The sequence below is a fragment of the Naasia sp. SYSU D00057 genome, assembly GCF_017916505.1.
Lineage (GTDB): Bacteria > Actinomycetota > Actinomycetes > Actinomycetales > Microbacteriaceae > Naasia.
The window spans coordinates 214,466-238,705 of record NZ_JAFMSZ010000004.1 but is presented as its reverse complement, the minus strand read 5'-3'; the positions used below and the strand labels follow the sequence as shown (position 1 = coordinate 238,705).

At 72.7% G+C, this 24,240-nt stretch carries 23 protein-coding genes; 2 read left to right on the top strand and 21 right to left on the bottom strand.

Annotation, left to right across the window (positions count from 1 at the left end; translation table 11 throughout):
* Positions 1-51 precede the first annotated feature (51 nt).
* From J3P36_RS13975 to thyX, 9 genes are all read right to left on the bottom strand, one after another.
* Complete coding sequence (locus J3P36_RS13975; RefSeq protein ID WP_210508833.1) at positions 52-858, bottom strand: hypothetical protein; 807 nt, start codon at positions 856-858, stop codon at positions 52-54.
* 89 nt (positions 859-947) lie between these two features.
* A complete protein-coding gene (locus J3P36_RS13970) occupies positions 948-1,439 on the bottom strand; it encodes a GNAT family N-acetyltransferase (RefSeq protein ID WP_210508832.1) in 492 nt (163 codons plus the stop codon).
* 49 nt (positions 1,440-1,488) lie between these two features.
* On the bottom strand, positions 1,489-2,724 hold the full coding sequence (locus tag J3P36_RS13965; protein ID WP_210508831.1) for an ABC transporter permease: 1,236 nt from the start codon (positions 2,722-2,724) through the stop codon (positions 1,489-1,491).
* On the bottom strand, positions 2,721-3,410 hold the full coding sequence (locus tag J3P36_RS13960; protein ID WP_210508830.1) for an ABC transporter ATP-binding protein: 690 nt from the start codon (positions 3,408-3,410) through the stop codon (positions 2,721-2,723). The genes J3P36_RS13965 and J3P36_RS13960 overlap by 4 nt, the downstream gene beginning before the upstream one ends.
* Positions 3,407-4,408, bottom strand: a complete 1,002-nt coding sequence (locus J3P36_RS13955; protein ID WP_210508829.1) for a hypothetical protein — start codon at positions 4,406-4,408, stop codon at positions 3,407-3,409. The genes J3P36_RS13960 and J3P36_RS13955 overlap by 4 nt, the downstream gene beginning before the upstream one ends.
* 193 nt (positions 4,409-4,601) lie before the next feature.
* Positions 4,602-6,278 (bottom strand): ribonuclease J, encoded by a 1,677-nt coding sequence (locus J3P36_RS13950; RefSeq protein ID WP_210508828.1) that lies wholly within the window; start codon positions 6,276-6,278, stop codon positions 4,602-4,604.
* A gap of 53 nt (positions 6,279-6,331) precedes the next feature.
* Positions 6,332-7,309, bottom strand: a complete 978-nt coding sequence (dapA, locus tag J3P36_RS13945; protein WP_210508827.1) for a 4-hydroxy-tetrahydrodipicolinate synthase — start codon at positions 7,307-7,309, stop codon at positions 6,332-6,334.
* 60 nt (positions 7,310-7,369) lie between these two features.
* The gene (locus J3P36_RS13940) at positions 7,370-8,134 is read right to left on the bottom strand and encodes an SDR family oxidoreductase (protein WP_210508826.1); all 765 of its coding nucleotides are present in this window, start codon (positions 8,132-8,134) and stop codon (positions 7,370-7,372) included.
* Positions 8,135-8,153: 19 nt separating this feature from the next.
* Entirely contained in the window at positions 8,154-8,909 is a 756-nt protein-coding gene (thyX, locus tag J3P36_RS13935) for an FAD-dependent thymidylate synthase (RefSeq protein ID WP_210508825.1), read from the bottom strand.
* A 133-nt stretch (positions 8,910-9,042) separates the two neighbouring features.
* Here thyX and J3P36_RS13930 point away from each other — a divergent pair, with 133 nt between their 5' ends.
* Positions 9,043-10,092 carry a TIGR01777 family oxidoreductase gene (locus tag J3P36_RS13930; protein WP_246854756.1) on the top strand — a complete coding sequence of 350 codons (1,050 nt, stop codon included), beginning with the start codon at positions 9,043-9,045 and terminating at the stop codon, positions 10,090-10,092.
* On the opposite strand, the gene J3P36_RS13925 is transcribed toward J3P36_RS13930, so the two are convergent.
* From J3P36_RS13925 to J3P36_RS13910, 4 genes are all read right to left on the bottom strand, one after another.
* Complete coding sequence (locus tag J3P36_RS13925; protein WP_210508901.1) at positions 10,080-10,499, bottom strand: tetratricopeptide repeat protein; 420 nt, start codon at positions 10,497-10,499, stop codon at positions 10,080-10,082. The genes J3P36_RS13930 and J3P36_RS13925 overlap by 13 nt on opposite strands.
* 53 nt (positions 10,500-10,552) lie before the next feature.
* A complete protein-coding gene (gene dapB / locus J3P36_RS13920) occupies positions 10,553-11,371 on the bottom strand; it encodes a 4-hydroxy-tetrahydrodipicolinate reductase (RefSeq protein ID WP_307807107.1) in 819 nt (272 codons plus the stop codon).
* Positions 11,372-11,592: 221 nt separating this feature from the next.
* A complete protein-coding gene (locus tag J3P36_RS13915) occupies positions 11,593-12,195 on the bottom strand; it encodes a histidine phosphatase family protein (protein ID WP_210508898.1) in 603 nt (200 codons plus the stop codon).
* 25 nt (positions 12,196-12,220) lie between these two features.
* Positions 12,221-13,579: a pitrilysin family protein gene (locus tag J3P36_RS13910; RefSeq protein ID WP_210508824.1), complete on the bottom strand. Its 1,359-nt coding sequence runs from the start codon at positions 13,577-13,579 to the stop codon at positions 12,221-12,223.
* A gap of 258 nt (positions 13,580-13,837) precedes the next feature.
* Between J3P36_RS13910 and J3P36_RS13905 the strand changes: the two genes are divergently transcribed.
* A complete protein-coding gene (locus J3P36_RS13905; protein ID WP_307807106.1) occupies positions 13,838-14,431 on the top strand; it encodes a TetR/AcrR family transcriptional regulator in 594 nt (197 codons plus the stop codon).
* 578 nt (positions 14,432-15,009) lie between these two features.
* Here the strand turns inward: J3P36_RS13905 and J3P36_RS13900 are convergent.
* From J3P36_RS13900 to J3P36_RS13865, 8 genes are all read right to left on the bottom strand, one after another.
* A complete protein-coding gene (locus J3P36_RS13900; RefSeq protein WP_307807105.1) occupies positions 15,010-16,218 on the bottom strand; it encodes an aldo/keto reductase in 1,209 nt (402 codons plus the stop codon).
* Positions 16,219-16,364: 146 nt separating this feature from the next.
* Positions 16,365-17,306, bottom strand: coding sequence for an aldo/keto reductase (locus tag J3P36_RS13895; protein ID WP_210508822.1), 942 nt, complete (start codon positions 17,304-17,306; stop codon positions 16,365-16,367).
* A gap of 135 nt (positions 17,307-17,441) precedes the next feature.
* Positions 17,442-19,685, bottom strand: coding sequence for a polyribonucleotide nucleotidyltransferase (locus tag J3P36_RS13890; RefSeq protein ID WP_210508821.1), 2,244 nt, complete (start codon positions 19,683-19,685; stop codon positions 17,442-17,444).
* 194 nt (positions 19,686-19,879) lie between these two features.
* The gene (locus J3P36_RS13885) at positions 19,880-20,953 is read right to left on the bottom strand and encodes an FUSC family protein (RefSeq protein WP_210508820.1); all 1,074 of its coding nucleotides are present in this window, start codon (positions 20,951-20,953) and stop codon (positions 19,880-19,882) included.
* Between the two features lie 151 nt (positions 20,954-21,104).
* Positions 21,105-21,731 (bottom strand): FMN reductase, encoded by a 627-nt coding sequence (locus J3P36_RS13880; RefSeq protein ID WP_210508819.1) that lies wholly within the window; start codon positions 21,729-21,731, stop codon positions 21,105-21,107.
* Positions 21,732-21,741: 10 nt separating this feature from the next.
* Positions 21,742-22,866 (bottom strand): LLM class flavin-dependent oxidoreductase, encoded by a 1,125-nt coding sequence (locus J3P36_RS13875; RefSeq protein ID WP_210508818.1) that lies wholly within the window; start codon positions 22,864-22,866, stop codon positions 21,742-21,744.
* A gap of 101 nt (positions 22,867-22,967) precedes the next feature.
* The gene (locus tag J3P36_RS13870) at positions 22,968-23,387 is read right to left on the bottom strand and encodes a hypothetical protein (protein WP_210508817.1); all 420 of its coding nucleotides are present in this window, start codon (positions 23,385-23,387) and stop codon (positions 22,968-22,970) included.
* A gap of 9 nt (positions 23,388-23,396) precedes the next feature.
* Positions 23,397-24,212 (bottom strand): nuclease-related domain-containing protein, encoded by an 816-nt coding sequence (locus J3P36_RS13865; protein ID WP_210508816.1) that lies wholly within the window; start codon positions 24,210-24,212, stop codon positions 23,397-23,399.
* Positions 24,213-24,240 lie beyond the last annotated feature (28 nt).

The window sequence follows — 24,240 nt, the reverse complement described above, 5'->3', positions numbered from 1 at the left end:
TCGGACGCGGACCGCGCGCCAGGAACCGTGTCGCATCCCGACACCTGCGGGCTAGGTCTCGCTGCCCGGGCAGCGGATGCCGCCGACATCGGTGCCGCTGATCGACCGCAACGGCCACTCGAGCGACTCGACACGGACGTCCCACACCACGCCCTCCGCGACGCCGTGGGCGGTGGGGTCGTCCGCCACCTCGAAGACGAGGCGTCCTCGCTCCCCGTCGACGCCGTAGGCGGTGCCCCAGCCGCCGGCTTCGGCGACGGCCGCGGGATACGCCGCCAGCACCTCGCCCCTCGTCGATGCGAGGCCGACTCCCTCGGCCGTGCGGATGGCGGGCGATGCGATTGTCAGGTGCGCGAGGTTCCCCTCGGGGTCGACGGCGACGGCGAACGGGGGTGCCGAGAAACCGCCCCGGATCTCGACCTCGGGATAGCGCGCCTCCCACCGTCCCCACTCCGGGTGGTTCTCGGGATAGAGGTGCTGGTTCTCCGGCGTCCGGCAGCCCTGCGGGTCCCACTCGACAAGGGTGCTGTCGATCGGCTCCCCCATCACCAGCGTGTCGAGTCCGTCCGGTGACAGCACCAGGTCGCGCAGCGGGGGCGGTTCCCCGGGAGTGGCGGACGGAGTCGTGTCAGCGGGGCTCTCGGTCGGGGACGGCTCGGCGGGAGGGGGCGGCTCGGCGGCGGCGGTCGGGGAGGGCTCGGGAGGCGCGGTCGGCGCGACTGACGCGGGCGGCTCGACCGGCACCGATGGCCCGATTATGGGGTCGGGCGGCGACTGAGAGCCCGCCCCGCACCCCGCGAGCAGCAGGGCGGGCAGGAGCGCCCCGAGGGCCAGCACCGATCTCGTCAGCGTCGCCATGCGCGGAGTGTGGCCGCAACTCCGTCGGTGCGCCAGGGCAGAGCGCCCCCCGGACGCGCAGTCAACGGCGATGGGCGTCCGGCAGCGCGTCAGCGCGAGGAGCGCACCATGACGTCCGCGACCCCACGCGTCTCGACCGTGACGAAGCCCTCGCTGGCGTAGAGGCGCTGCGCGAAGTTGCCGCGCTCGACGCTGAGGCCGACACGCGGATATCCGTCCCGCCGCGCGCGGTCGAGGAGCGCCTGCAGCAGGGCGCGTCCCACGCCCTGGGCCCGCCACACCGGGCGGACGCCGAGGGTCAACTCCGGCACCCCCGTCGCGACGTAGCCGAGGCCGGGGCGATCGGCGGCGAACAGCCGGTACCAGCCGGCGCCGATCGGCTCCCCCGTCGCGTCGGTCGCGAGGAAGCCCGCGTCGCCGGGCCGCTGCCAGCCGGCGATGTACCGGCGCCGGACCGGATCGGCGAGTACCTGCACCCGGGGGCGCAGGTCGACGGCGCTCCAGTTGGCGGCCTCGACGAGCGCCTCGGTCAGCGCCAGGGCGTCCGCCGGACCCGCCTCGCGGATGCGGTAGCCCGTCATGCGGGAATTCTAGGACCGGATGGGACCGCTGCGTCCCGTCGGGGGCGCGTCAGTAGCGGAGGGCGTCGATCACCTTCACCCGCACCGCCACGAGGGCGGGCACGAGCCCCGCGAGAGCGCCCACGATCGTCGCCGCGAGGAGCCCCGCGCCCGCCGCCTCCATGGGGAACGGCGGCACGTCGGCGACCCCCTGGCCGATGAGATCGGTGGTGATCGGGTTCTTCACGAGCAGCACCGCCAGCATCACGCCGACGACCCCCGCCGCGACCGTCGCCACGACGCTCTCCATCATCACCGAGAAGAAGATGCGGCCGCCGGTGGCCCCGAAGGTGCGCCGGATGCCGATCTCGCGGATCCGCGTGCGCACCGTGACGAGCGCGATGTTGACGAGGCCGAGGGCGCCGAGCAGGAGAACGACGACGGCGATCCCGCCGACGATGAGCTGCATCTGCTCGATCGAGCTCGCGTTCTGCTCCGCGAAGTCGTTGCGGAACACGTCGACGTGCACCCCCTCGCCGAGCTGCCCGCCGATGTCGGCGCTGAGCCGGCCGATGAGCTGCTCGGCGATGTCCGGCGGCACCCACATCTCGAAGTTGGGCGTGCCGTACATCGCGTCGGCGTCCGGCCCGCGCAGCGCGGCGGCCTGCGAGGCGAGCAGGAACGAGCTCGGCGCCTGGTCCCACGTGGGCGACGGCGTGACGCCGACGACCACCGCGGTCACGTCCCCGGCGGGGGCGGCGATGGTCACCGTGGGGTGGGTCCGCAGGTCCGGGGAGCCGAGCCGCTCCCAGAAGCGCTCGTTGACGACCAGCGCCGGCGCCATCCGCCGCTCGTCGGCGGCGGTGAACCAGCCGCCTTCGATCACGTCGACGCGGTGCATCTCGCCGAAGGGCACGTCGACGAGCTCGGCGGGGACGGCGGTGATGCCGTCGGGGAACCGGACGCGGTTCTCACCCCAGCCGTGCTCCGACGCGTAGTCGATGCCGTACCGGTCGACGGCCGTGCGGAAGGCGGTGCGGAGGTCGTCGGCGGCGACGGGGGTGCCGTCGTCGGTCCAGGAGCTGAGCGACAGCGTCGCGGCGCGTCCGCCGCCCCGCTCGCTGACCTCGCGCAGCGCCTGCTCGGCGATGGCGCCGGCGGCGACGACGGCGGTGAGGGCGCAGACCGCGACCCCGACGCCGATCAGCGACAGCAGCACGCGGCCGCGGTGCACCCGCAGCTCGGCCCACGCCTCGACGACCGCGCCGACGAGGCCGGTGAGGAAGCGGGACAGGGCGCCTGTCACGCGACGACGGCGGGCGCCAGGGCGCCGCCCTCCAGGCGGTAGTGGCGGCTCGCGCGGGCGGCGATGTTCGGGTCGTGCGTGATGGTGACGAGCGCGGCATCCGTCTCGTCGGCGACCTGCTCGAGGAGCTCCATGACGCTGCCGCCCGTCTCGAGGTCGAGGGCGCCGGTCGGCTCGTCGGCGAGGATGAGGCGCGGACGGCGGACGAGTGCTCGGGCGATGGCGACGCGCTGCTGCTCGCCGCCGGACAGCCGCTCCGGCGGGGAGTCGAGCCGGTGGCCGAGGCCGACGCTCTCGAGCATCCGGGTCGCGATGGCGCGGCGCCGCCAGAAGTCGCGGCCGCCGTCGTAGAGCAGCGGCGTCAGCACGTTCTCGAGCGCGCTGCGCCGGGGCAGCAGATTGAACTGCTGGAACACGAAGCCGATCTTGCGGCCACGGAGCCGGTCCCGGCCCGCGCCCGAGAAGGTGCGGGCGGGAACTTCCTCGAAGTGCACCTCGCCCGTCGTGGGCGCGTCGATGAGGCCGAGGATGTTGAGCAGTGTCGACTTGCCCGATCCTGACCGGCCGACGACCGACACCCGGTCCCCGTCGCCGACCTCGAGGTCGACGCCGGAGAGGATCGTCAGCCGGCCGCCGTCCGGCAGGGGCACGGATCGCGACACCTGCTCGAGGCGGAGGATGCTCACGAGGCGAGCCCGCCGTCGCAGACGACCTCGCCGTTGCCGAGGTCGGTGCAGCCCGGGTCGATCGGCGTCTCGGCGCCCGGTGTGAACTGGAGGAGCATCTCCCCCTCCTCCACGCCGCCCGTGACCTCGACCATCGATCCGTCGGTCAGACCGAGCGTCACGTCCCGCGGCTCGGATCCGCCTTCGGGCAGTGCGACGTAGACGACGCCCGTCTGGGAACCGCCCTCCACGGCGGTGGTCGGCACGACGAGGACGTCGTCCGCCTGGCCGGCGGGGATCGTGATGGTGGCCGTCAGGCCGGAGAAGACGGTGACGTCGGCGGGCACGGCGCAGCGGACGGTGGCGCCGGGGGCGGGAGCACCCTCCTCCCCGCCCTCGCCCTGCAGCGGGGCCGTGATGCTGAGGCCCGTGCAGGTGAACGGCGCCGGTCCGCCGGCGATCGTGACGGTTGCCTCGGTGGGCCGGTCGAGGAGCCGGTACTGCTGCTGCGGGCTGAGCGAGCCCGACACGGAGAAGGTGGGCGGAGCGACCTGCCCGGTCGTGTCGCCGATGGCGACGGCCTGGCCGGGCAGCACGGTCAGCGAGCTGAGGACGCCGTTCGAGGGCGCGAGCACCTTCACGAAGGTGACCTTCGGCTTCGGCTGGGTCACCGTCGGGTTGCCCTCGGCGTCGACGCCTTCGACCGGGTCCTGCGGCGTCTCCACCTTGATGTCGTAGATCTTGTCGCCCTGGGAGACGGTCGCGCCCTGCTGGAGGAAGACCTCGTCGACCGTGCCGACGGCGTTCGCGCGCACCGGGAGGGCCGGGTCCGCGGAGACCGTCGCGTCCACGGTGACGTCGTTGACGATCGACCCCCGCGCCACCGCGATCTGCGGGTCCACGATCGACCCGGTCGGCACCGCTCCCGCGTCGGCGTCCCCGCCGTCGGCGAAGAACGCGAGCTTCACGAGCGCCACCGCGATGACCGCGAACACCACGATCCGAAGGATCGGGAACACCCATCTCCGTGCGACGCCCACGCGCCCCCCTCACGCCTGCCGGCGCGCCGGAGGCGCCGCGCGAGCCTCAGGCTAGGGGCGCGGGGGCGCGGGCCGCGTCATCCTCGCGGATGACTCGCCGGGAGCCGCGAGGCGGACCCTGCGCAGTCGCGACGTGCGGCCGAAGGAGGTTCCGCCCGAGGCGTGCCCGGGGTCAGCCCTCGATGACGATCGGCACGATCATCGGCCGCCGGCGGTGCTGCGTGTTGACCCAGCGTCCGACCGTGCGGCGGACGACCTGGGACAGCGCGTGGATGTCCCGAGTGCCGTTCTCGGCGGCCTCGAGCAGCGCCTTCCGGATCTTCGGCACGACGGCGTCGAACACCGCGTCGTCCTCGGCGAAGCCTCGGGCGTGCAGGTGCGGGCCGGCGACGATGCGCCCGGTGAGGGTGTCGACGACCGCGAAGATCGAGATGAAGCCCTCCTCGGCGAGGATGCGGCGGTCCTTGAGGTCGGCGTCGCTGATCTCACCCACGGAGGAGCCGTCCACGTAGACGTAGCCGATGTCGAGCTGCCCGACCACGCGGGCGACTCCGTCGCGCAGATCGACGACCGTGCCGTTCTCGGCGATGATCGCGTTCTCCTCGGGGACGCCCGAGTCGACGGCGAGCTGCGCGTTGGCGACCAGGTGACGGACCTCGCCGTGCACCGGCAGCACGTTCTTCGGCTTGAGGATGTTGTAGCAGTAGAGCAGCTCGCCGGCCGCGGCGTGGCCGGAGACGTGCACCTTCGCGTTGCCCTTGTGCACGACCTTGGCGCCGAGCTTCGTCAGGCCGTTGATGACCCGGTAGACGGCGTTCTCGTTGCCGGGGATGAGGCTCGAGGCGAGGATCACCGTGTCGTCCTCGCCGATCTCGATCGCGTGCTCCAGGTTCGCCATGCGCGCGAGGACGGCCATCGGCTCGCCCTGCGACCCGGTCGACATGTAGACGATCTGGTTGTCCTGCAGGTCGGCGGCCTTCTTCTGGTCGATGAGCACGCCGTCCGGCACCCTGAGGTAGCCGAGCTGCTCGGCGATGCCCATGTTGCGCACCATGCTGCGGCCGATGAGCGCGACCTTGCGGCCGTGCGCGGCCGCGGCGTCGAGCACCTGCTGCACGCGGTGCACGTGGCTGGAGAAGCTCGCGACGATGACGCGGCGCGGCGCGGAGGCGATGACCTGCTCGAGGACGGGGCCGATGGAGCGCTCGAGCGGCGTGAACCCCGGCACATCGGCGTTCGTCGAGTCGGCGAGGAAGAGGTCGACGCCCTTCTCCCCCAGGCGGGCGAACGCGCGCAGGTCGGTGAGGCGGCCGTCGAGCGGCAGCTGGTCCATCTTGAAGTCGCCCGTGTGCAGGACGGTGCCGGCCTTCGTCGTGATCGCGACGGCGAGGGCGTCCGGGATGGAGTGGTTGACGGCGACGAACTCGAGCGAGAACGGCCCGAGTTCCTCCGTCCGCCCCTCCGCGACGGTGAGGCTGTAGGGGCTGATCCGGTGCTCCTTCAGCTTCGCCTCGATGAGGGCGAGCGTGAGCGCGGAGCCGATCAGCGGGATGTCCTGGCGCAGGCGCAGCAGGTAGGGCACCGCGCCGATGTGGTCCTCGTGGCCGTGCGTGAGCACGATGCCGAGCACGTCGTCGAGGCGGTCCCGGATGGGCGCGAAGTCGGGGAGGATCAGGTCCACGCCCGGCTGGTCGACGTCGGGGAACAGCACGCCCGCGTCGACGATTAGCAGCTTGCCGCCGAACTCGAACACCGTCATGTTGCGGCCGACCTCGCCGAGGCCGCCGAGCGGGAGGACCCGGAGGGTTCCGGGGGGAAGGACGGGAGGCTCCGCCACCTGGTCTTGCATGTGCGCTCCTTGAGGCTTCGGGATGGACCGCCTCGTGGCGGCGCGGTCGAGTTCTATCGGGTGGTGCCCGCGACCTTGGGCAGGGCGCCGCCGGCGGCGGCGTTGCGGTCGGGGCGGAAGTTCTTGAAGCTGACGCCGGGGACGTCCTTGACGAGGGAGATCTCGTCCTCGATCTGGGCGGCCTCGAACTCCTCGGGACCGACGAGGGGCAGCCGCACGCGCGGCGAGCCGATGCGGCCGAGGCCGTGCAGGATGTACTTCGTCGCGACGGTGCCCGGCACATGCGTCATGACGGCGCGCACGAGGGGCTCGAGCGCCATGTGCGCGGCGGTCGCCGTGTGCAGGTCGCCGCTGTTCACGGCGTCCACCATCGTCCGGTACGGGGCCGGCGCGATGTTCGCGGTGACGCCGATGAGGCCGCTGCCGCCGATCGCGAGGGTCGGCAGCGCGTTCGCGTCATCGCCCGCGAAGTAGATGAGGTCGGTCTGGTTGAGCACCCGGCTGACTTCGCTGAGGTCGCCCTTCGCGTCCTTCACACCGAGGATGTTCGGGTGCTTCGCCGCGCGGAGGATCGTCTCGTACTTGATCGGCACGCCGGTCCGCCCGGGGATGTCGTAGAGGATCACCGGCAGGTCGGTGGCGTCCGCGATCAGCCGGAAGTGGGTGAGGATGCCCGCCTGGGTCGGCTTGTTGTAGTACGGCGTCACGATCATGACGCCGTCGGCGCCCGCCTTCTCGCTCTTCCGGTAGAGCTCGATCGCGTGCGCGGTCTCGTTCGAGCCGCCGCCGGTGATGATCTTCGCGCGGCCGGCCGCCACATCCTTGCCGACCTCGACGAGGCGGACCTTCTCCGGGTCGGTCAGGGTGCTCGTCTCACCGGTGGTGCCGGTGACGACGATGCCGTCGGCACCCGCCTCGATCACGTCGTTCATGTGCTTCTCGACGCCGGGCCAGTCCACTTCGCCGTCGGTCGTGAACGGGGTGACCAGGGCCACGAGCACCTGGCCGAAGGGATTGTCCTGCACCTGCACGTGCTCAAGGGTATCGGGAGCCCGCCCCCTTCCTCCGACCGGGCCGCCTCGGCGCCTGCCTCAGCGGGCGGAGAGTGACCCCTTCGACGCGAGGGTCGGGGGCACGACGTGCGCGAGCGCCACGAGGAGCTTGTAGCGGAGGCTCGGCACGGTGACCGCCCGGCCGCGGTCGGCGGCGCGCAGCGCCTTCCGCACGACGTAGGGCGGGTCGAGCCAGAGGACCGCCGGGACGCCGCCCTTCGAGACGCGCATCCGATCGTGGAACTCGGTGTGCACGAAGCCCGGCGCAATCGCGGTGACGGTGACGCCGCGGCGCCGGTACGTGAGGTTCGCCCACCGGCTGAACGACAGCACCCACGCCTTCGAGGCGCCGTAGGTGCCGCGGGGCGTGTACGCGGCGACGCTCGACACGTTGAGGATCGTGCCCTCCCGCCGCGGCAGCATGGCGTTCAGTGCCCCGTGGCAGAGCCGCATGGGCGCGGTGACGAGTACGTCGAGGAGCTCCTGCTCCTCCCCCACCGGGTTGTCCTCGAACGACTGCCGCAGCCCGTAGCCGGCGTTGTTGACGAGCATCCCGACCGGTCCCGCGGGGTCCGCGAGCCGCCGCTCGACCGCCTCGACGTCGGCCCGCCGGGACAGGTCGGCGGGCAGAACCTCGACGTCGACGTCGTGCGCGGATCGCAGTTCGGCGGCGAGCGCCTCGAGCCGCTCCCGGTTCCGGGCGACGAGCACGAGGTCATGCCCGCGCCCGGCCAGCTGGCGCGCGAACTCCGCGCCGATGCCCGCCGTCGCGCCGGTGATCAGGGCTCGACCGCGCAGCGTCATCGGATGGGCGCCGTCCCGGTCAGGGGGCGACGCGGCCGTTGGCGTCGAATGCGGCGGCCGTCATCGGCATGAGGGGCTGCCACAGCTCCTCCATCTGCTCGGCCACCATCTCGATCTCGCGCTGCGGGAAGGACGGGAACTTCGCGTCGTCGCGCTTGGTGCGCAGCGACAGGAAGTTCATCAGCGACCGGGCGTTCATCGTGACGTACATGGACGAGTAGAGGTTCAGCGGCAGCACGATGCGGGCGACCTCGCGGGCGACTCCGGCCTGCAGCATCCGCTGGTAGGACTCGTAGGCACGGGTCGACGACCCCCGCGCCTCCCGCTGGACGAGCTCCGTCATCTCCGGGGTGCCGGGCACGTACTCGTAGGAGCCGGGCCGGCCGGTCTGCACCAGGTTGCGCTGGTCGCCGGGCACGTAGAAGACGGGACGCAGCTCGCGGTAGCGGCCCGACTCCTCGTTGTAGGAGGCGATGCGGTGGCGCTGGAACTCGCGGAACACGAACAGCGGCGCCTGCACGTAGAAGGTGAGCGAGTTGTGTTCGAAGGGGGTGCCGTGCCGGTCGCGCATCAGGTAGTTGATGAGCCCCTTGTCGCGCTTCTCGGATGCGTCCTCGCCCGACTGCGCTGCGTCGAGGGTCTTCTCGCCCTGGGTCGAGACCCGGGCTGCGAAGACGACATCGGAGTCCTGTGCACTGTGCCGCACGAGCTCGACGGTCACGTCGCTGCGGAACTGGATGGGAGGCTGTTCGTTCGGCGTCTCGGTCGCGGCCACGGCTTCACCCTACCGACGACAGCGCGAGGGCATGGGGCGCGGCTCGCCACCCCCGACGACCCCGCCATCCTTGCAACGGGCTCACAGACGGGCTCCTCCCATCGGACGGGGGCGCGCACCCTAGGCTTGCCCCATGGCCGCCCCGAAGCGCGTTCCCGTCCCTTCCGCGAAGCCGGCGCGTGCGGCCAAGCCCACCCCCGCGGCGAGGCCGACGGTGGCGCCCGGCGGCCGGCCGACGGCCCCCGACAAGCCCGCCCCCAAGCCGGCGGAGCGCCGCGTGCTGCGGAAGGGCGAGCCGCTCCGGGTGCTGATCTCGGGCGCCAGCGGCATGATCGGCACCGAGGTGCGCCGGCAGCTGGAGGCGCAGGGCCACACCGTGCTCAAGCTGGTGCGCCGCGCACCCTCCGGTCCGAACGAGTTCACGTGGGCGCCGGACGCGAAGATCCTCGACTTCCGCGTGCTCGAGACGGTCGACGCCGTCATCAACCTCTCGGGCGCGTCGCTCAGCCGCGTGCCGTGGACGCCGGGCTGGAAGCGGCAGATCCGCAGCTCCCGCATCAACTCCACCCGCGCCCTGGTCGAGGCCATGTCGATGGCCTCCCGCCCGCCCGCCGTGTTCCTCAGCGCGAGCGCGGTCGGCATCTACGGCAGCAGGCCCGGCGAGGAGCTGACCGAGGAGTCGCCGCGCGGGGAGGGCTTCCTCGCCGACGTGGTGGCCGACTGGGAGGCCGCCGCGCTGCTCGGCCCGGATGTGACGCGCACCGTGCTCCTCCGCACCGGCGTCGTCCTCGGGCCGCACGGGGCGCTGTCGCCGCTGCGGCTGCTCACCCGCGTCGGCGGCGGCGGTCCGATCGGCAGCGGACAGCAGTACTGGCCGTGGATCGGGCTGCACGACGAGGCCGCCGCGATCGTGCACCTGCTCACGTCGACGCTGTCGGGTCCGGTGAACCTGGTCGGCCCGCAGCCCGCGACGATGGAGCAGCTCGGCAGGCGCCTGGCGAAGGACCTGCGCCGTCCGTTCGCAATCCGGGCGCCCGAGCCGATCCTGAAGCTCGCCCTGCAGGATGCGGCGGGTGAGCTGCTGCTCGCCGATCAGAAGGTGCTGGCCGGGAAGCTGCTGGCGGACGGGTTCACCTTCCGCGACGCGACGAGCGACGCCGGCATCGACGCCTACGCCCGCTGACTCCGCTCGAGGCGGATCGCCTCCCGCACCGCGTCCCGGCCGCGCTTCCGGTCCCCGGCGGCGTCGTAGGCGAGGCCGAGGCGGAACCACGCGCGCCAGTCGTCCGGCGCGCGCTCGACGGCCTCCCGGTACGGCGGGAACGCGGCGTCCGCGGCGCTCCGCTGCGGCCGCCCGCTCGGCAGGCGCGGCAGGTCGTCCTTCGGCAGCGCCCCCTCCTCCGCGAGCCGGTCGGCGAGCCGCTGCGCGGTGGCGGCGAACAGCAGCTCGCGGCCGAGCAGCCAGAAGCCGAGGATCGGCAGCACCGCGAGGGCGACCCCGATCGCGACGGCCACCGGCTCGCCGGACAGCATGAACAGCACCGCGCGCTGCCCGGCCACCGCCAGGTAGAGCACGAGGAGGAAGGCCATCAGCCCCGCGCCGACCAGGCCGGGCGGGAGCCGGCGGCGGGGCGGGTCGGCGCTCACGCGGAGGTGGCGGTCGCGGCCTGGCCCGAGATCCCGCCATCCGCGACCGGGCCGGCCGCGGAGCGGGCGGGCGGCACGAGCCGCAGATCGAGGAGGGTGTCGAGTCCGATGCTCACTCCGCGCAGGCGCGGGACCGCGCGCAGCGCGAGCAGCAGGCCGGCCTCGTAGGCGGACGAGTCCACCGTCTGGTGGGTGAGCGTGAGCACCTCGCCCGTGCCGCCGAAGTGCACGTCCTGCTGGGCGACCACACCGGCGAGGCGCAGCGAGTGGACGGGCACGCTGCCGACCTGCTGGCCCCTCGCTCGCTGGTCGGCGTGCGGAGCGGCGACCGGTCCCAGGTCGGCGCGGGCGGCGGCGATCAGCTCGGCGGTGCGCACCGCGGTGCCTGACGGCGAGTCGACCTTCCCGGCGTGGTGGGCCTCCACGATCTCGATCGAGTCGAAGAAGCGGGCCGCCATCGCGGCGAAGGCGGTGGCGAGCACGGAGCCGACCGAGAAGTTGGGGACGATCAGCACCCCCGGTCCGTCGCCGACCCGCCGGCGGAGGCCGTCGATGCGCTCGCTCGACCATCCCGAGGTTCCGACGACGGCCGGAAGCCCGGCGGCGACGGCGTGCTCGACGATGGAAGGCGACACCTGCGGCAGCGTGAAGTCGACGAGGAGGTCGGCGTCGTCCATCGCCTCGAGGCCCGTCCGGGAGTCGAGCCGCGCGGCGAGCTCGAAGCCGTCCGTCGCCTCGACGAGCCGAGCGGCGAGGGAGCCCATCCGTCCCGTCGCCCCGGCGATCGCGACGCGGGTGATGGGCGCTGTCTCCACGTGCCAACCCTAGCAATCGGCCCGTCGCCCTCTTCCTCTCGCGTTCAGCAGGCACGGAGGAGGTCCAGCAGGCAGAAGCGGCGGCTATCCGCCTGCTGGATGGGCCCGGCTCCTGCTGAAGCTCGTCGCCGAGTGCGCCCTGCGGCACCGAATGCGCCCGTTGCCCGGGCCGCATCCGGTGTTCGAGGCAGCACTCGGCGCAGCAGCGGGGCGCCCGGAACTCAAACCGGCTGCTGTTCCGGGAGACCGGTGCGGAGCTCCACCGGAAGGTGGGCGAGGTCGTTGTGGGCGACGAGCACGGGCGGCTTCGCCGAGCGCACGCGGATGATCGTCAGGCCGCAGTTGGCCTGGTTCACGCCGAGCCAGCGCCACTCGGGGGCGTCGAAGACGTGGCGGACGAACCAGGCGATCACGAAGTTGTGGGTGATTAGCAGCTCGTGCCGCTCGCCGCGGCCAGGGGAGAACCACTCGGAGACAGCATCGGCCATCTGGGCGCGGCCCGCCTCGATCTGCGCCTCGGTCACCGAGTGGAACCAGGACTCGAACGCGTGCGGCATGTCGGGGCTCGGCCCGGACGGGACGCAGTCGAACAGGAGGGCGGAGGGCTCCGGCTGGAGCGCCGGCATCAGCTCGGAGAACACCTGGGCGGTCTCCTCCGCGCGCCGCAGCGGGGAGTGCCAGGCGCCGCTGAACGGGACGCCGCTGAGGCGGTGGGCGATCAGCTCGGCCTGCCGGCGGCCGCGACCCGACAGGGGGCCGTCCGGCATGCCGTGCTCGGCGTCCTGCTGCTCGCCGTGCCGGACCAGGTAGAGGTAGTGAGACATCATCGTCCCTTTCGTGGAGCGCGCATCAGGCGGACACCGGCTCGGCCGCGGCGAGGGCGGCGTCCAGCTGCTGCCGGTCGGCGCTGCCGACGGCGGTGACCGAGCGCGGGCGGGCGAGGAGCTCGGCGGCGAGCTCCTGGACGCCGTCCGCGGTGACCGCCTCGTAGCGGCGGACCTGCTCGTCGAGATCGATGAACTCGCCGGTGCCGATCTCGGCGCGCGCCAGCCGCGACATCCGCACGTCCGAGTCCTCGAGCGCGAGCGCGGAGGACCCGGCCAGCTGCCCGACGGCGCGGCGCAGCTCGTCGCCGGCCACGCCGCGCTCGGCGAGTCCGGCGAACTCGCGGAGGAGCAGCTCGGCGACCGTCCCGGTGTGCTGGGGCGCGGTCGCGGCGTAGAGCCCGAACAGTCCCGCGTCGGAGAAGGACGTGGCGAACGAGTAGACCGAGTAGGCGAGGCCGCGCTTCTCGCGCACCTCCTGGAAGAGGCGGGACGACATCCCGCCGCCGAGGATGGCGTTCAGCACCGCGAGGGCCGCGCGCCGGTCGTCGTCCGCGACGAGCGCGGGCACGCCGAGGAGGAGGTGCGTCTGCTCGAGGGGGCGCTCGACGATGGTGCGCGCCGCGCCCCGGACCAGCGGGGCCGGGTCGGCGGGGCGGCGGGCCTCGGGCGCCGCCTCGTCTTCGAGGTTCCAGCCCGCATCGCGAAGGCCCAGCTCGACGCCGCGGATCAGCTCGTCGTGGTCCACTCCCCCGGCCGCCGTCACGACGAGCCGGGACGGACGGTAGGCCTCGCGGTAGTGGACGGCGACGCTGTCGCGGGTGGCCCGCTCGATCGTCGCCGGGCTGCCGCCGATCGGCCGGCCCAGGGGGTGGTGCCCGAGGACCGCTTCGAAGAGCCGCTCGTTCGCCACGTCGGCGGGGTCGTCCTCCGCCATCGCCAGCTCGTCGAGGATGACGCCCCGCTCGAGCTCGAACTCCTCGGCGTCGAGCACGGACGCGGCCACCATGTCGGCGAGGACGTCGACGGCCATGCCCAGGTCCTGACTGCGGACCTTGGCGTAGTAGCAGGTGTACTCCTTGGCGGTCGCCGCGTTGTGCTCGCCGCCGACGGAGTCGAAGGCCACCGCGATGTCGAGCGCGCTGCGCCGCTCGGTGCCCTTGAACAGCAGGTGCTCGAGGAAGTGGGTGGAGCCGAGCGCCTCGGGTCCCTCGTCGCGCGAGCCGACCGGCACCCAGAAGCCGACGGTCGCGCTGCGCGCCCCCGCCACCTGCTCGGAGAGCACCCGGATGCCGGAAGGGAGGATGCTGCGGCGCATCCTGGAGCCGTCGAGGGAGAGGGAGAGTTCGCGCTCGTCGAGGGGAAGAGCGACCGCGCCGGACATCGATTCCACCCTACGTCACCGCTCGAAACCCGGCTCGGCAGGCCACCCGAACTGGGGTGGGTCGAAATGAGGACAAACAGACTGGTCTGTCCCCCTGCTCTGCTACATTCGGACTCACGATCCCCCCGGATCAACCAGGGCTCCCCACCCTGGTTTCGCGCGGATCGCCCGGCTCTCCCCAAGCCGTGCGGTCCCTCGTCGCCCGGTGCTCTGTGCCCGGGCGCGATGGCCACCCCTATGGCCAGGAAGAGAGACGCCGTGGCGGCTGACGCCCCCATCCCAGCCGCCCGGCGCCCCTCTGCGGCGAAGGTCCGCCTGCTCGAAGTGGCCGACGAGCTCTTCTACGCCGAGGGCATCAACATGGTCGGCATCGACCGGATCATCGCCGAGGCGGGCGTCACGAAGGCCACCTTCTACAAGCAGTACGGGTCGAAGGACACGCTCATCCTCGAGTACATCGTGGGACGCGACCGGCAGATCCGCGAGTCGCTCACCGAGCTCGAGCGCACCGCTCCGGACCCGGCCGCGACGCTGCGCACGCTGGTCGACACGATCATCTCCGACACCAATCGCCTCGACTTCCGTGGCTGCCCGTTCATCAACGCGGCGGCCGAGTTCCCGGATCCGGCTCACCCCGTCCGCCGCGCGATCGTCGCGCACCGCGACTGGTTCACCTCCTTCCTGGAGTCGCTCCTCGAGCGCGTCGGCCATCCGACGCCGGGCGCGGCGGCCGACGAGCTCTACCTGCTGCGGGACGGCGCGATGGCGGGCGGCTACGCCGGCGACCCGATCGCGGCGACCTCCGCGCTCACCCGCGCCGCCGAGCGCGTGCTCCGCGAGGCGCTCGGCTGAACGCTCTCCGCTGAGGGCTCTCAGCACGAGTTGCGGCGGGTCCGAGGAAGGGCTGGGTTCGGCGGTGATCGGGCTGGGTTCAGCAGGCGATCGGGCCGGGTTCAGCGGTGATCGGGCTCGGTTCAGCAGGCACCGAACGCCTTCAGCAGTGACGGCAGGGCCGATTCTTCCTGCTGAACGCCCCGGATGCCTGCTGAAGGGCTTGTCGCCTGCGCGCCGGCCGGCTCAGCAGGCACCGGGCCGGCTCAGAAGGCACCGGGCGGGCTCAGCAGGCACGGGGCGGGCTCAGCAGGCGCCGGGCCGGCTCAGCAGGCACGGGGCGGGCTCAGCAGGCGCCGGCCGGGCTCAGCAAGCGCCGGGCGGGCTTCAGCAGGCACCGGGCGGGCTCAGCAGGCACGGGGCGGGCTCAGCAGGCACCGGGCCTGATTGGGACCCTGGTTCAGCAGGAACAAACCCGCCTCAGCAGTAGCCGGCGGTCAGGTTTCGCCTGCTGAATGCCTTGCGTTCCTGCTGAAGCGATCCCCGCCTCGATCGAGCTGATCCGCCGGGCGAGACGCTCCGCAGATCCGCCCTCGCCGTCAGTGCTCGGAGGCGCGGTCGAGAGCGGCGACCTGCGAGCGCGTGAGGTGCACCTCGGCGGCCGCGACGAGGTCGGCGACCTGCTCGGGCCTGCTCGCGCTCGCGACCGGCGCGGTGACGAGCGGCTTCGTGAGCAGCCAGGCGAGGGCGACGGTCGCCGGAGCGACGCCCTGCTGCTGCGCCACCTCGTCGAGGGCCGACAGCACGCGGAAGCCGCGCTTCGTGAGGTGCTGCTCGATGAGCGCGGACCGGGAGTGGGCGTCGGCTCCCCGGCCGCTCCTCGACCGGTACTTGCCGGACAGGAAGCCGTTCGCGAGGGCGACGTAGGGCAGCACCGCGAGACCCTGCGCCTTCGCGACCGGGAACAGCCGGTGCTCGAACTCCTCGCGGTGCAGCAGGTTGTAGTGCGCCTGGATGCCGGCGAACCGGGGCAGGATCAGCTGCCCCGAGGTGATGCGGGCCTCCATGAGGCGCTCCGGGGAGAACGCGGATGCGGCGAGGTGCCGGACCTTGCCGCTGCGCAGCAGCGAGTCCGCGGCGGTGAGGCTCTCCTCGAGGGGGACGCTCGGGTCGTCGGCGGCGAAGACGAGGAGGTCGACCGAGTCGACGCCGAGCCGGGTGAGGGACGCCTCGGCCGAGCGGACGATGCTCTGGGCGGACAGGCCCGGGTTCTCCGCGCTGCCGGAGATCTTCGTCGAGAGCACGATCCGGTCGCGGTTGCGGCGGGAGCGGAGCCAGGCGCCGACGAGGGTCTCGCTGCGGCCGGCGGAGTAGGAGTCGGCGGTGTCGATCGCGTTGCCGCCCGCGTCGACGTAGGCGTCGAGGATGCCGGCTGTCGCGTCCGCGCTCGCCGTCCATCCGAAGGTGCTGCCGCCGAGGACGACGGGGAACACGGCGAGGTCGGTGTCGCCGATCCGCCGCAGGCGGGGCCGGCGCTCCGGCGGGTCGAGGAGCGGACGGGTCTCGGTGGCCGCCATCTCCGCCAGCGAGCCGGCGATGACGGTGAGCGCCTCGTCGACCGCGGGCTCGACCTCGCGCACCTCGACGGCGACGGGCGACGGCTGCGGGGCCACCGGCGCGGCGGTCTGCTCGTGCTCGGCCTCGGCCGGCCAGTCCCAGAGCGGAACCTGCAGAGTGCGGTTGCCGGGGTCCTCCCGGCGCTCCGGGCGGTGGTCCGCGTCGGGGCGCGGGGCGCGGTCGTCCGTCACAGGCGCCCCTCCGTCCCGACAGGTCCGCGCGGGACGCGCAGACGCTCGCAGAAGGCGAGTCTACGGGCCGCGAACCGGACGACGGCCGGGACCTTCGGCCATCAGCACCCCCAGTTCAGGCGGGCATCAGGGGTTTCGCGCAAAGCTCAGGCGGTGACGCGGTCGAGCATCGCCAGCTGGTGGCGGGTGAGCATGAGCTCGACGGACGGCAGCTGGTCGAGCAGCGCGGGCCCGTCCTTCGCCCGGACGACGACGGCGGCGATGCCGGGACGGCTGAGGATCCAGGCGATCGCGACCCTGCCGATGTTCTCCCCCACCTCGTGCGAGATGGTCTCGAGGGCCTCCAGCACCTTGTTGCCCCGGCGGCCGACGTACCGAAGCGCCCCGGCGAACATCGGGGAGCTCGGCAGGTCGTCCCGGGTGCGGAAGTCGCCGCGCAGGTAGCCGCTCGCGAGGGGCAGGCGCGCGACCGCGCCCAGCTGCTCGCTCGCGACGATCGGCGCCAGCTCGGTCTCGTAGCGCTTGCGCTCCATGAGGTTGTACTCGGCGAACACCGCCTGGGGAGCGGGCAGCCCGAGGGACGCCGCGACCCGCCGGGCCTCGAGAAGGCGGGCGCCGGAGAAGTCGGACACCGAGAGGTGCCGCACCCGGCCCGCGGCCATCAGCTCGGCGACCGCCGTGAGGCTCTCCTCGAGGGGCGTCTCCGGGTGGTCGCCGTCGAAGGAGAGCAGGTCGATGTAGTCGGTGCGGAGCCGCTCGAGCGACGCCGCGACAGCGGCGCCGATGCTGCCCGCACGGAGTCCCGGAGCATCGGGGTGACGGCCGATCTTGGTCGCGACCACGACCTGCTCGCGCTGCGGGTGCCGCGCCAGCCAGGCTCCGATCATGACCTCGCTGCGGCCGCCGGCGTAGTGGTCGGCGGTGCTGATCAGCGTGCCGCCGGCGCCGTGGAACTCGTCGAGCACGTCGATCGCCGCCTCGAAGCCGGCGGTCCAGCCGAAGACGGATCCGTCGATGCCGTACGGGAACACGCCGACACCGGTGGTGCCGATCTGACGGCGCAGCGGCGCGGGGGCCACAGGGCTCATCGCGCCTCCTTCTCGATGGGGTCCCTCGTGCGAGTGTATGGGGTCAGCTCCCCCACCCGCGCCCCCGAAGGGAGGCACGGCAACGGCGAAGGCCCGCCCCGCTTCGCGGGACGGGCCTTGTGGATGGGACCGGAATCAGATCGCCGCGGCGGGCTCCGACTCGGCGGCCTCCTCGATCACCGGGGCGAGCGACAGCTTGCCGCGGTCGTCCACCTTGGTGATCTCGACCTGGATCTTCTGGCCGACACCGAGGACATCCTCGACGTTCTCGACCCGCTTGCCGCCGGCGAGCTTGCGCACCTCGGAGATGTGCAGCAGGCCGTCGCGGCCGGGCATGAGCGAGACGAACGCGCCGAACGCGGCCAGCTTGACGACGGTCCCGAGGAACCGCTCGCCGACCTCGGGGTTGTGCGGGTTGGCGATCGCGTTGACCGCGCTGCGCGCCGCCTCCGCGGACTCGCCGTCCGTCGCCCCGATGTAGACGGTGCCGTCCTCCTCGATGGAGATGTCGGCGCCGGTGTCGTCCTGGATCTGGTTGATCGTCTTGCCCTTGGGACCGATCAGCTCGCCGATCTTGTCGACCGGGATCTGCACGCTGATCACGCGCGGGGCGGTCGGCGCCATCTCGTCCGGGCCGTCGATCGCCGCGTTCAGCACCGCGAGGATCGCCGTGCGCGCCTCCTTGGCCTGCGTCAGCGCGCCCTGGAGCACGCTCGACGGGAGGCCGGACAGCTTGGTGTCGAGCTGGATCGCGGTGACGAAGTCGCTCGTGCCGGCGACCTTGAAGTCCATGTCGCCGAGAGCGTCCTCGGCGCCCAGAATGTCGGTCAGCGCCGCGTAGCGGGTCTCGCCGTCGACCGTGTCGGAGACGAGGCCCATCGCGATGCCCGCGACCGGGGCGCGCAGCGGCACACCGGCGTTGAGCAGCGCGAGGGTGGATGCGCAGACGGAGCCCATCGACGTCGAGCCGTTGGAGCCGAGAGCCTCGGACACCTGGCGGATCGCGTAGGGGAACTCCTCGCGGGAGGGCAGCACCGGCACGAGGGCGCGCTCGGCGAGGAAGCCGTGCCCGATCTCGCGACGCTTCGGCGACCCGACGCGGCCGGTCTCACCGGTCGAGTAGGGCGGGAAGTTGTAGTGGTGCAGGTAGCGCTTGCTGGTGACGGGCGACAGCGAGTCGATCTGCTGCTCCATCTTGAGCATGTTCAGCGTGGTGACGCCGAGGATCTGCGTCTCGCCGCGCTGGAAGATCGCGGAGCCGTGGACGCGCGGGATGACCGCGACCTCGGCGTCGAGCGGGCGGATGTCGGCGAGGCCGCGGCCGTCCATGCGGACGCCCTCGCGGAGGATCCGGCCGCGGACGACCTTCTTGGTGACGGCCTTGTACGCCGCGCTGATCTGACCGAGGAGGTCGGCGCCGAGCTCGCCGGCCTCGACCTTCTCCGCGATCTGCGCCTTGACGCGCTCCTTGAGGGCGTCGTCGGCGTTCTGGCGCTCGACCTTGCCCGCGATCTGGTAGATCGAGGTGAGCTCCTCCTCGGCGAGCGCGGCGACGGCCGCGAACGCCTCATCGGAGTAGGGCAGGAAGACCGGGTACTCGCGGACCTCCTTCGCCGCCTGCGCGGCGAGCGAGGCCTGCGCGTCGACGAGCTGCTTGAGGAACGGCTTCGCCGCCTCGAGGCCCTGCGCGACGACGTCCTCGCTGGGCTTGGTGGCCCCGCCCTGGATGAGGGCCCACGAGCCCTCGGTCGCCTCGGCCTCGACCATCATGATCGCGACGTCCTCCGCACCCGACGCGTCGGTCACGACACGGCCGGCGACGGTCAGGTCGAAGACGGCGCGCTCAAGCTGCGACGCCTTCGGGAACGCGACCCACTGGTCGTCGATGAACGCGAGGCGCACACCGGCGATGGGGCCGTCGAACGGCACGCCGGAGAGCTGGCTCGACATGCTCGCCGCGTTGATGGCGAGGGCGTCGTAGAACTCGTCGGGCGCGATCGAGAGGACCGTGATGACGATCTGGACCTCGTTGCGGAGGCCGTCGACGAACGACGGGCGCAGCGGCCGGTCGATGAGGCGGCAGACGAGGATCGCCTCGGTGGAGGGGCGGCCCTCACGCCGGAAGAACGAGCCGGGGATCTTGCCGGCGGCGTAGGAGCGCTCCTCGACGTCGACGGTCAGCGGGAAGAAGTCGAACTGGTCCTTCGGCTGCTTGCTGATGCTGGTGGCCGAGAGGAGCATCGTCTCCTCGTCGAGGTACGCGACGGCCGAGCCCTGCGCCTGCTGGGCGAGGCGGCCGGTCTCGAACCGGATGGTGCGGGTGCCGAACTTGCCGTTGTCGAGAACGGCCTCGGCGAACTTGATCTCTGGACCTTCCAAGAGGTCACATTCCTTCCGTGCGGGGAAGGAGCAGACAGGACAGCAGGAAGGAGCGTGGCAAGCCCAGGTCGGGCTTCTGGTCATCAGTAGAAAGCCGCCGTGCCCCTGCACGGAAACCCACCACTAACGACCAGCTTCCTGCCGATCTGCTCCGGTGGTGCCCGGTCCTTTCGCGGACGGGCGCCTCGTGCATTCTAACTCAGGGGGGCGTGCCCGTCAGCCCCCGTCCGAGCGGCGCGCCGCTCCAGCGCGAACTCGACGGCGAGCACGAGAACCGCGATGGCGGCGCCCATGCCGGTGTCGACGATCCGCTCGGCGGCCAGGCCGGGCGCATCCGTGCCCGGCGCGCGAGCCGCGACGAGGAGCGCGAGCGGGGTGATGAAGACGAGCGCGAGCCCGTAGTGCCGCACGACGAGCAGCTCGACGACGTACTGGAGGGCGGCGAGCGCGAGGACGAGCAGCACGCCGTCCGGTCCGGCGAGGGCGAGCACGAGGAAGATGCCGGCCCCGAGGACGGTGCCGAGGATCCGGTGCGTGGCGCGCAGCGCGGTCAGCCGGCGGAGGACGCCGCTCTGCAGCACGGCGACGACGGTGACGAGCACCCAGTAGCTGCGGTGCAGGCCGAGCGGAATGCTCACCGCGGTGGCGAGGACGATCGCGACGGCGACGCGGGCGAGGACGATGCGAGACTCGTCGGTCAGGGCGAAGCGCAGCGGGGCGGGCGGACCCGCGTCCCGTGATCGGGCTCGGACGGCCGGCAGCGCGAGCGGGGCGAGCACGACGAGGTACGCGAACGCGAGCCCGACCGCGAGCACCCCGAGCACCACGAGCGGGTCGTCCCCCGCGCCGCCGAGCGAGCGCGGCGCGACGAGCGACCCGATGATGCCCGGCACCATGACGAAGAAGACGCTGCCGGGAGGGCCGGCGCGGTAGCCGAGGGTGAGCACGGCGGCGGCGAGAGCGATCCCGGCGAGCACGAGCGTGCCGAGCACGGGAACCGGCGCGGCGAGAGCGGCCAGCGCGGCGCCGGCGAAGAGCCCGGCGGCGACGAACGGCAGCCGGCGGGCCCGCTGTGCGGCCGGCCGGTCGCCGAGGTGGAGGGTGAGGAACGCGCCGTTCGAGGCGACGAGTCCGAGGGCCGGCTCTCCGGCGAGCGTGAACGCGAGAGCGGGCACGGCGAGCGCGATCGCGGCGCCCGTGGCGATCGGCCACCGCCGGGGCGACGGCCGCACCTCGATCAGGCGCCGCAGCCCGTCCCTGATCCCCATTCCTCCGACCCTACGTCCGAGTGCGACGCGCCCGTTGCAGCGGGAAGTGCCCGGTGCAGCCGTCACCCGGCGCCGCATCGGGCACCTCGGCACCGCACATCGCGGAAGCGGGGCGCAGGGTCTCCCCTGCGCCCCGCTCGCACTGTTCCGGCTACTGGATGCCGCCGACGCCCGTCGGGTCGAAGCCCGAGGGCAGGGCGAACGGGTCGCGGAGCGACGCCGTGCGAGTGGAGCGGCGGACCCTCTCCGCGAACTCGGCGGCCGCACGGTCGATGCGCTCCGGCAGCGGCTTCACCGCGTCGTCGGCGTCGCCCCAGTCGTCCGTCGCAGCGAACACCCCGGTGGTCGCGGCGTCGGCATGCAGGTAGGCGAACAGCGGGCGCAGCGCGAAGTCGATCGCGAGCGAGTGCCGGGCGGTTCCGCCCGTTGCGCCCATCAGCACCGGGAGCTCGGCGATCGCGCCCGGCTCGAGCACGTCGAAGAACGACTTGAACAGGCCGCTGTAGCTGGCGCTGAAGATCGGCGTCACGGCGATGAGCCCGTCGGCGGACGTCACCTTCTCGATCGCTTCGCCGAGGCGGACGCTCGGGAAGCCGGTGAGGAGATTGTTGGTGATGTCCTGCGCGAGGTCGCGGAGCTCCACGAACTCGACGGACACGTCGTCCCCGGTCTCCCGAAGGCGGGCGGCGGTCGCCTCGGCGAGGCGGTCGGCCAGCATACGCGTGGACGAGGGCTTGCTGAGCCCGGCGGACACGACGGCGAGGGTGCGGGTGGTCATGGCGCCCCTCCTATCGGGCCGACTCGGCGGCGGCGGCAACGGCCTGCCCGGCCTGCTCCGCGGCGCGCTTCTTCTCGAGCAGCGACTGGTGGGTCGGGGCGTCCGGCACCGACGCGGGGCGGTCCTTCGCGAGCTCCTTGCGGAGCACCGGGACAACCTCCTCGCCGAGCAGGTCGAGCTGCTCGAGCACGACCTTGAGCGGCAGGCCGGCGTGGTCCATGAGGAACAGCTGGCGCTGGTAGTCGCCGAAGTGCTCGCGCATGGCGGCGTAGCGGTCGATGACCTGCTGGGGGCTGCCGACGGTCAGCGGTGTCTGCGCGGTGAAGTCCTCGAGCGAGGGTCCGTTGCCGTAGACCGGCGCCTGGTCGAAGTAGGGACGGAACTCGTCGACCGCGTCCTGCGAGTTCTTGCGCATGAACGCCTGGCCGCCGAGCCCGACGATCGCCTGCTCGGCGGTGCCGTGCCCGTAGTGCTCGAAGCGCTGGCGGTAGAAGCCGATGAGCTGCATATAGTGCTCCTTCGGCCAGAAGATGTTGTTGGCGAAGAAGCCGTCACCGTAGAAGGCGGCCTGCTCGGCGATCTCCGGGGAGCGGATGGAGCCGTGCCAGACGAACGGCGGCACGTCGTCGAGCGGGCGGGGCGTGGCGGTGAAGCCCTGCAGCGGGGTGCGGAACTTGCCGCTCCAGTTGACGACGTCCTCGCGCCACAGCTTGTGCAGCAGCGCGTAGTTCTCGATGGCGAGCGGGATGCCCTGGCGGATGTCCTTGCCGAACCAGGGGTAGACGGGGCCGGTGTTGCCACGGCCGAGCATCACGTCGGTGCGCCCGTCGGAGACGTGCTGCAGCGTCGCGAAGTCCTCGGCGATCTTCACCGGGTCGTTCGTGGTGATGAGCGTCGTGCTCGTCGACAGGATCAGCCGCTCGGTCTTGGCGGCGATGTAGCCGAGCATCGTGGTCGGCGAGGACGGGATGAACGGAGGGTTGTGGTGCTCGCCGAGCGCGAAGACGTCGAGTCCGACCTCCTCCGCCTTCTGGGCGATCGTGAGGATCGCCTTGATGCGCTCACCCTCGGTGGGTGCGCGACCGGTGGTGGGGTCGGTGGTGACGTCCCCGACGGTGAAGATGCCGAACTGCATGATGCCCTTCCTCGCTCGATGCGTTTGCATCGATCGAGTGCTCAAACAGACCCGGTGCAGTCGTTATTCCCGAGCTGCGGACGCCGTTTTCCGGCGAGGCGTCAGAGGGTCTCGCCGACGAGCAGCTCGACGCGCACGCCGTTCTTCGTCTCGAGCACCTCGACGGGGATGCGCGCCGGCTTGCCCGACTTCTCCAGACGGCCGAGCGCGTCGAGGACGGGCGGCTCCAGCCCGCGGGGAACCGTGCCGACCGGGCCGACGATGCGGCGCTCGACGAACAGCCGCACCTGGATGGGCGCGTCCGAGCGCTCCTCCTCGATCGTGCGCTGGCCGCCGGCCGTCGTCACGCCCTCGACGCCGACGAGGTCGCGGAGCAGGTCCTGGTGCGGGTCACTGCCGGCGAGCCGGATGCGGACCCGCCGGTTCTTCGGCGTCAGGTCGAAGCGGTAGTCGTTCAGCGAGCCGCTGCCGGCGTCGCTCTTCGGGAAGTCCCCCGGGTCCTGCCGCCGAAACCATGCCATGTGCACAGGCTAGCCGGGGAGAACCGCGGGAAGCAGCAGGGCGAGACCCGTGAACGTCGCGGCGGAGAGCACGACGGCCGTCGCGAGCAGGATGGGGAGGCCGCGCCGGCGTCGGACCTCGGCCTGCGCGAGCTCGGCCTCGAGCCGCTCCCATCGGAGCGCGTGCCGGAGGGTCTCGGCGCCCTCGGGCAGCCAGGTGGTCGGCAGCTCGGCTGCGTCGGCCAGCCGATCGACGAGGAGGGCGGAGCACAGCTCCGGCAGCGACCGCAGCCACGGCACCAGCTCGGCCGCGTCGAGCACCTTCGCGGCGCGCGCCGGAGTGCGGACGACGATGCGCTTGGGCTCCCGGAACACCACGACAGAGGCGACGGCGACCCCGGGCACGAGCACCGGGCCGAGGCACTGCTCGATGCCGGTCACCGCCGCCTCGGCGCGCAGCAGGGCGTCGGACGAGGCCCCATCGACCGCGATCAGGTCGGCAGACACCCACACGGAGGCGTCGACGGCCGCCTGCGGGAAGATCGCGTACACACCGGCGGGGCCGAGAACCAGGTGCGGCACCACGCCGCCCGGCAGCGGCACCGAGTGCAGCACCGTCCAGTCGGCGGGCAGCCGGGTGAGGAGTGCGCCCACCCCGCGCTCGAGCAGGGCCTGCTCGCGGTGCGCGTGCGCCTCCGCGCGGAGCGGCACGATGCCGAGCAGCCGCTCGATCCACGAGCGCCGCGGTGCCGCGACGTGCGCCGCGAGGCACTCCTCGACGGCGGCGTACCCGGGCTCCCGCGAGCGCAGCGTCGGGGGCGGCGCCGGTGGCGCGGGCGCCGCCATACGCCGTGGCGCGCCCGTGCGCAACCGG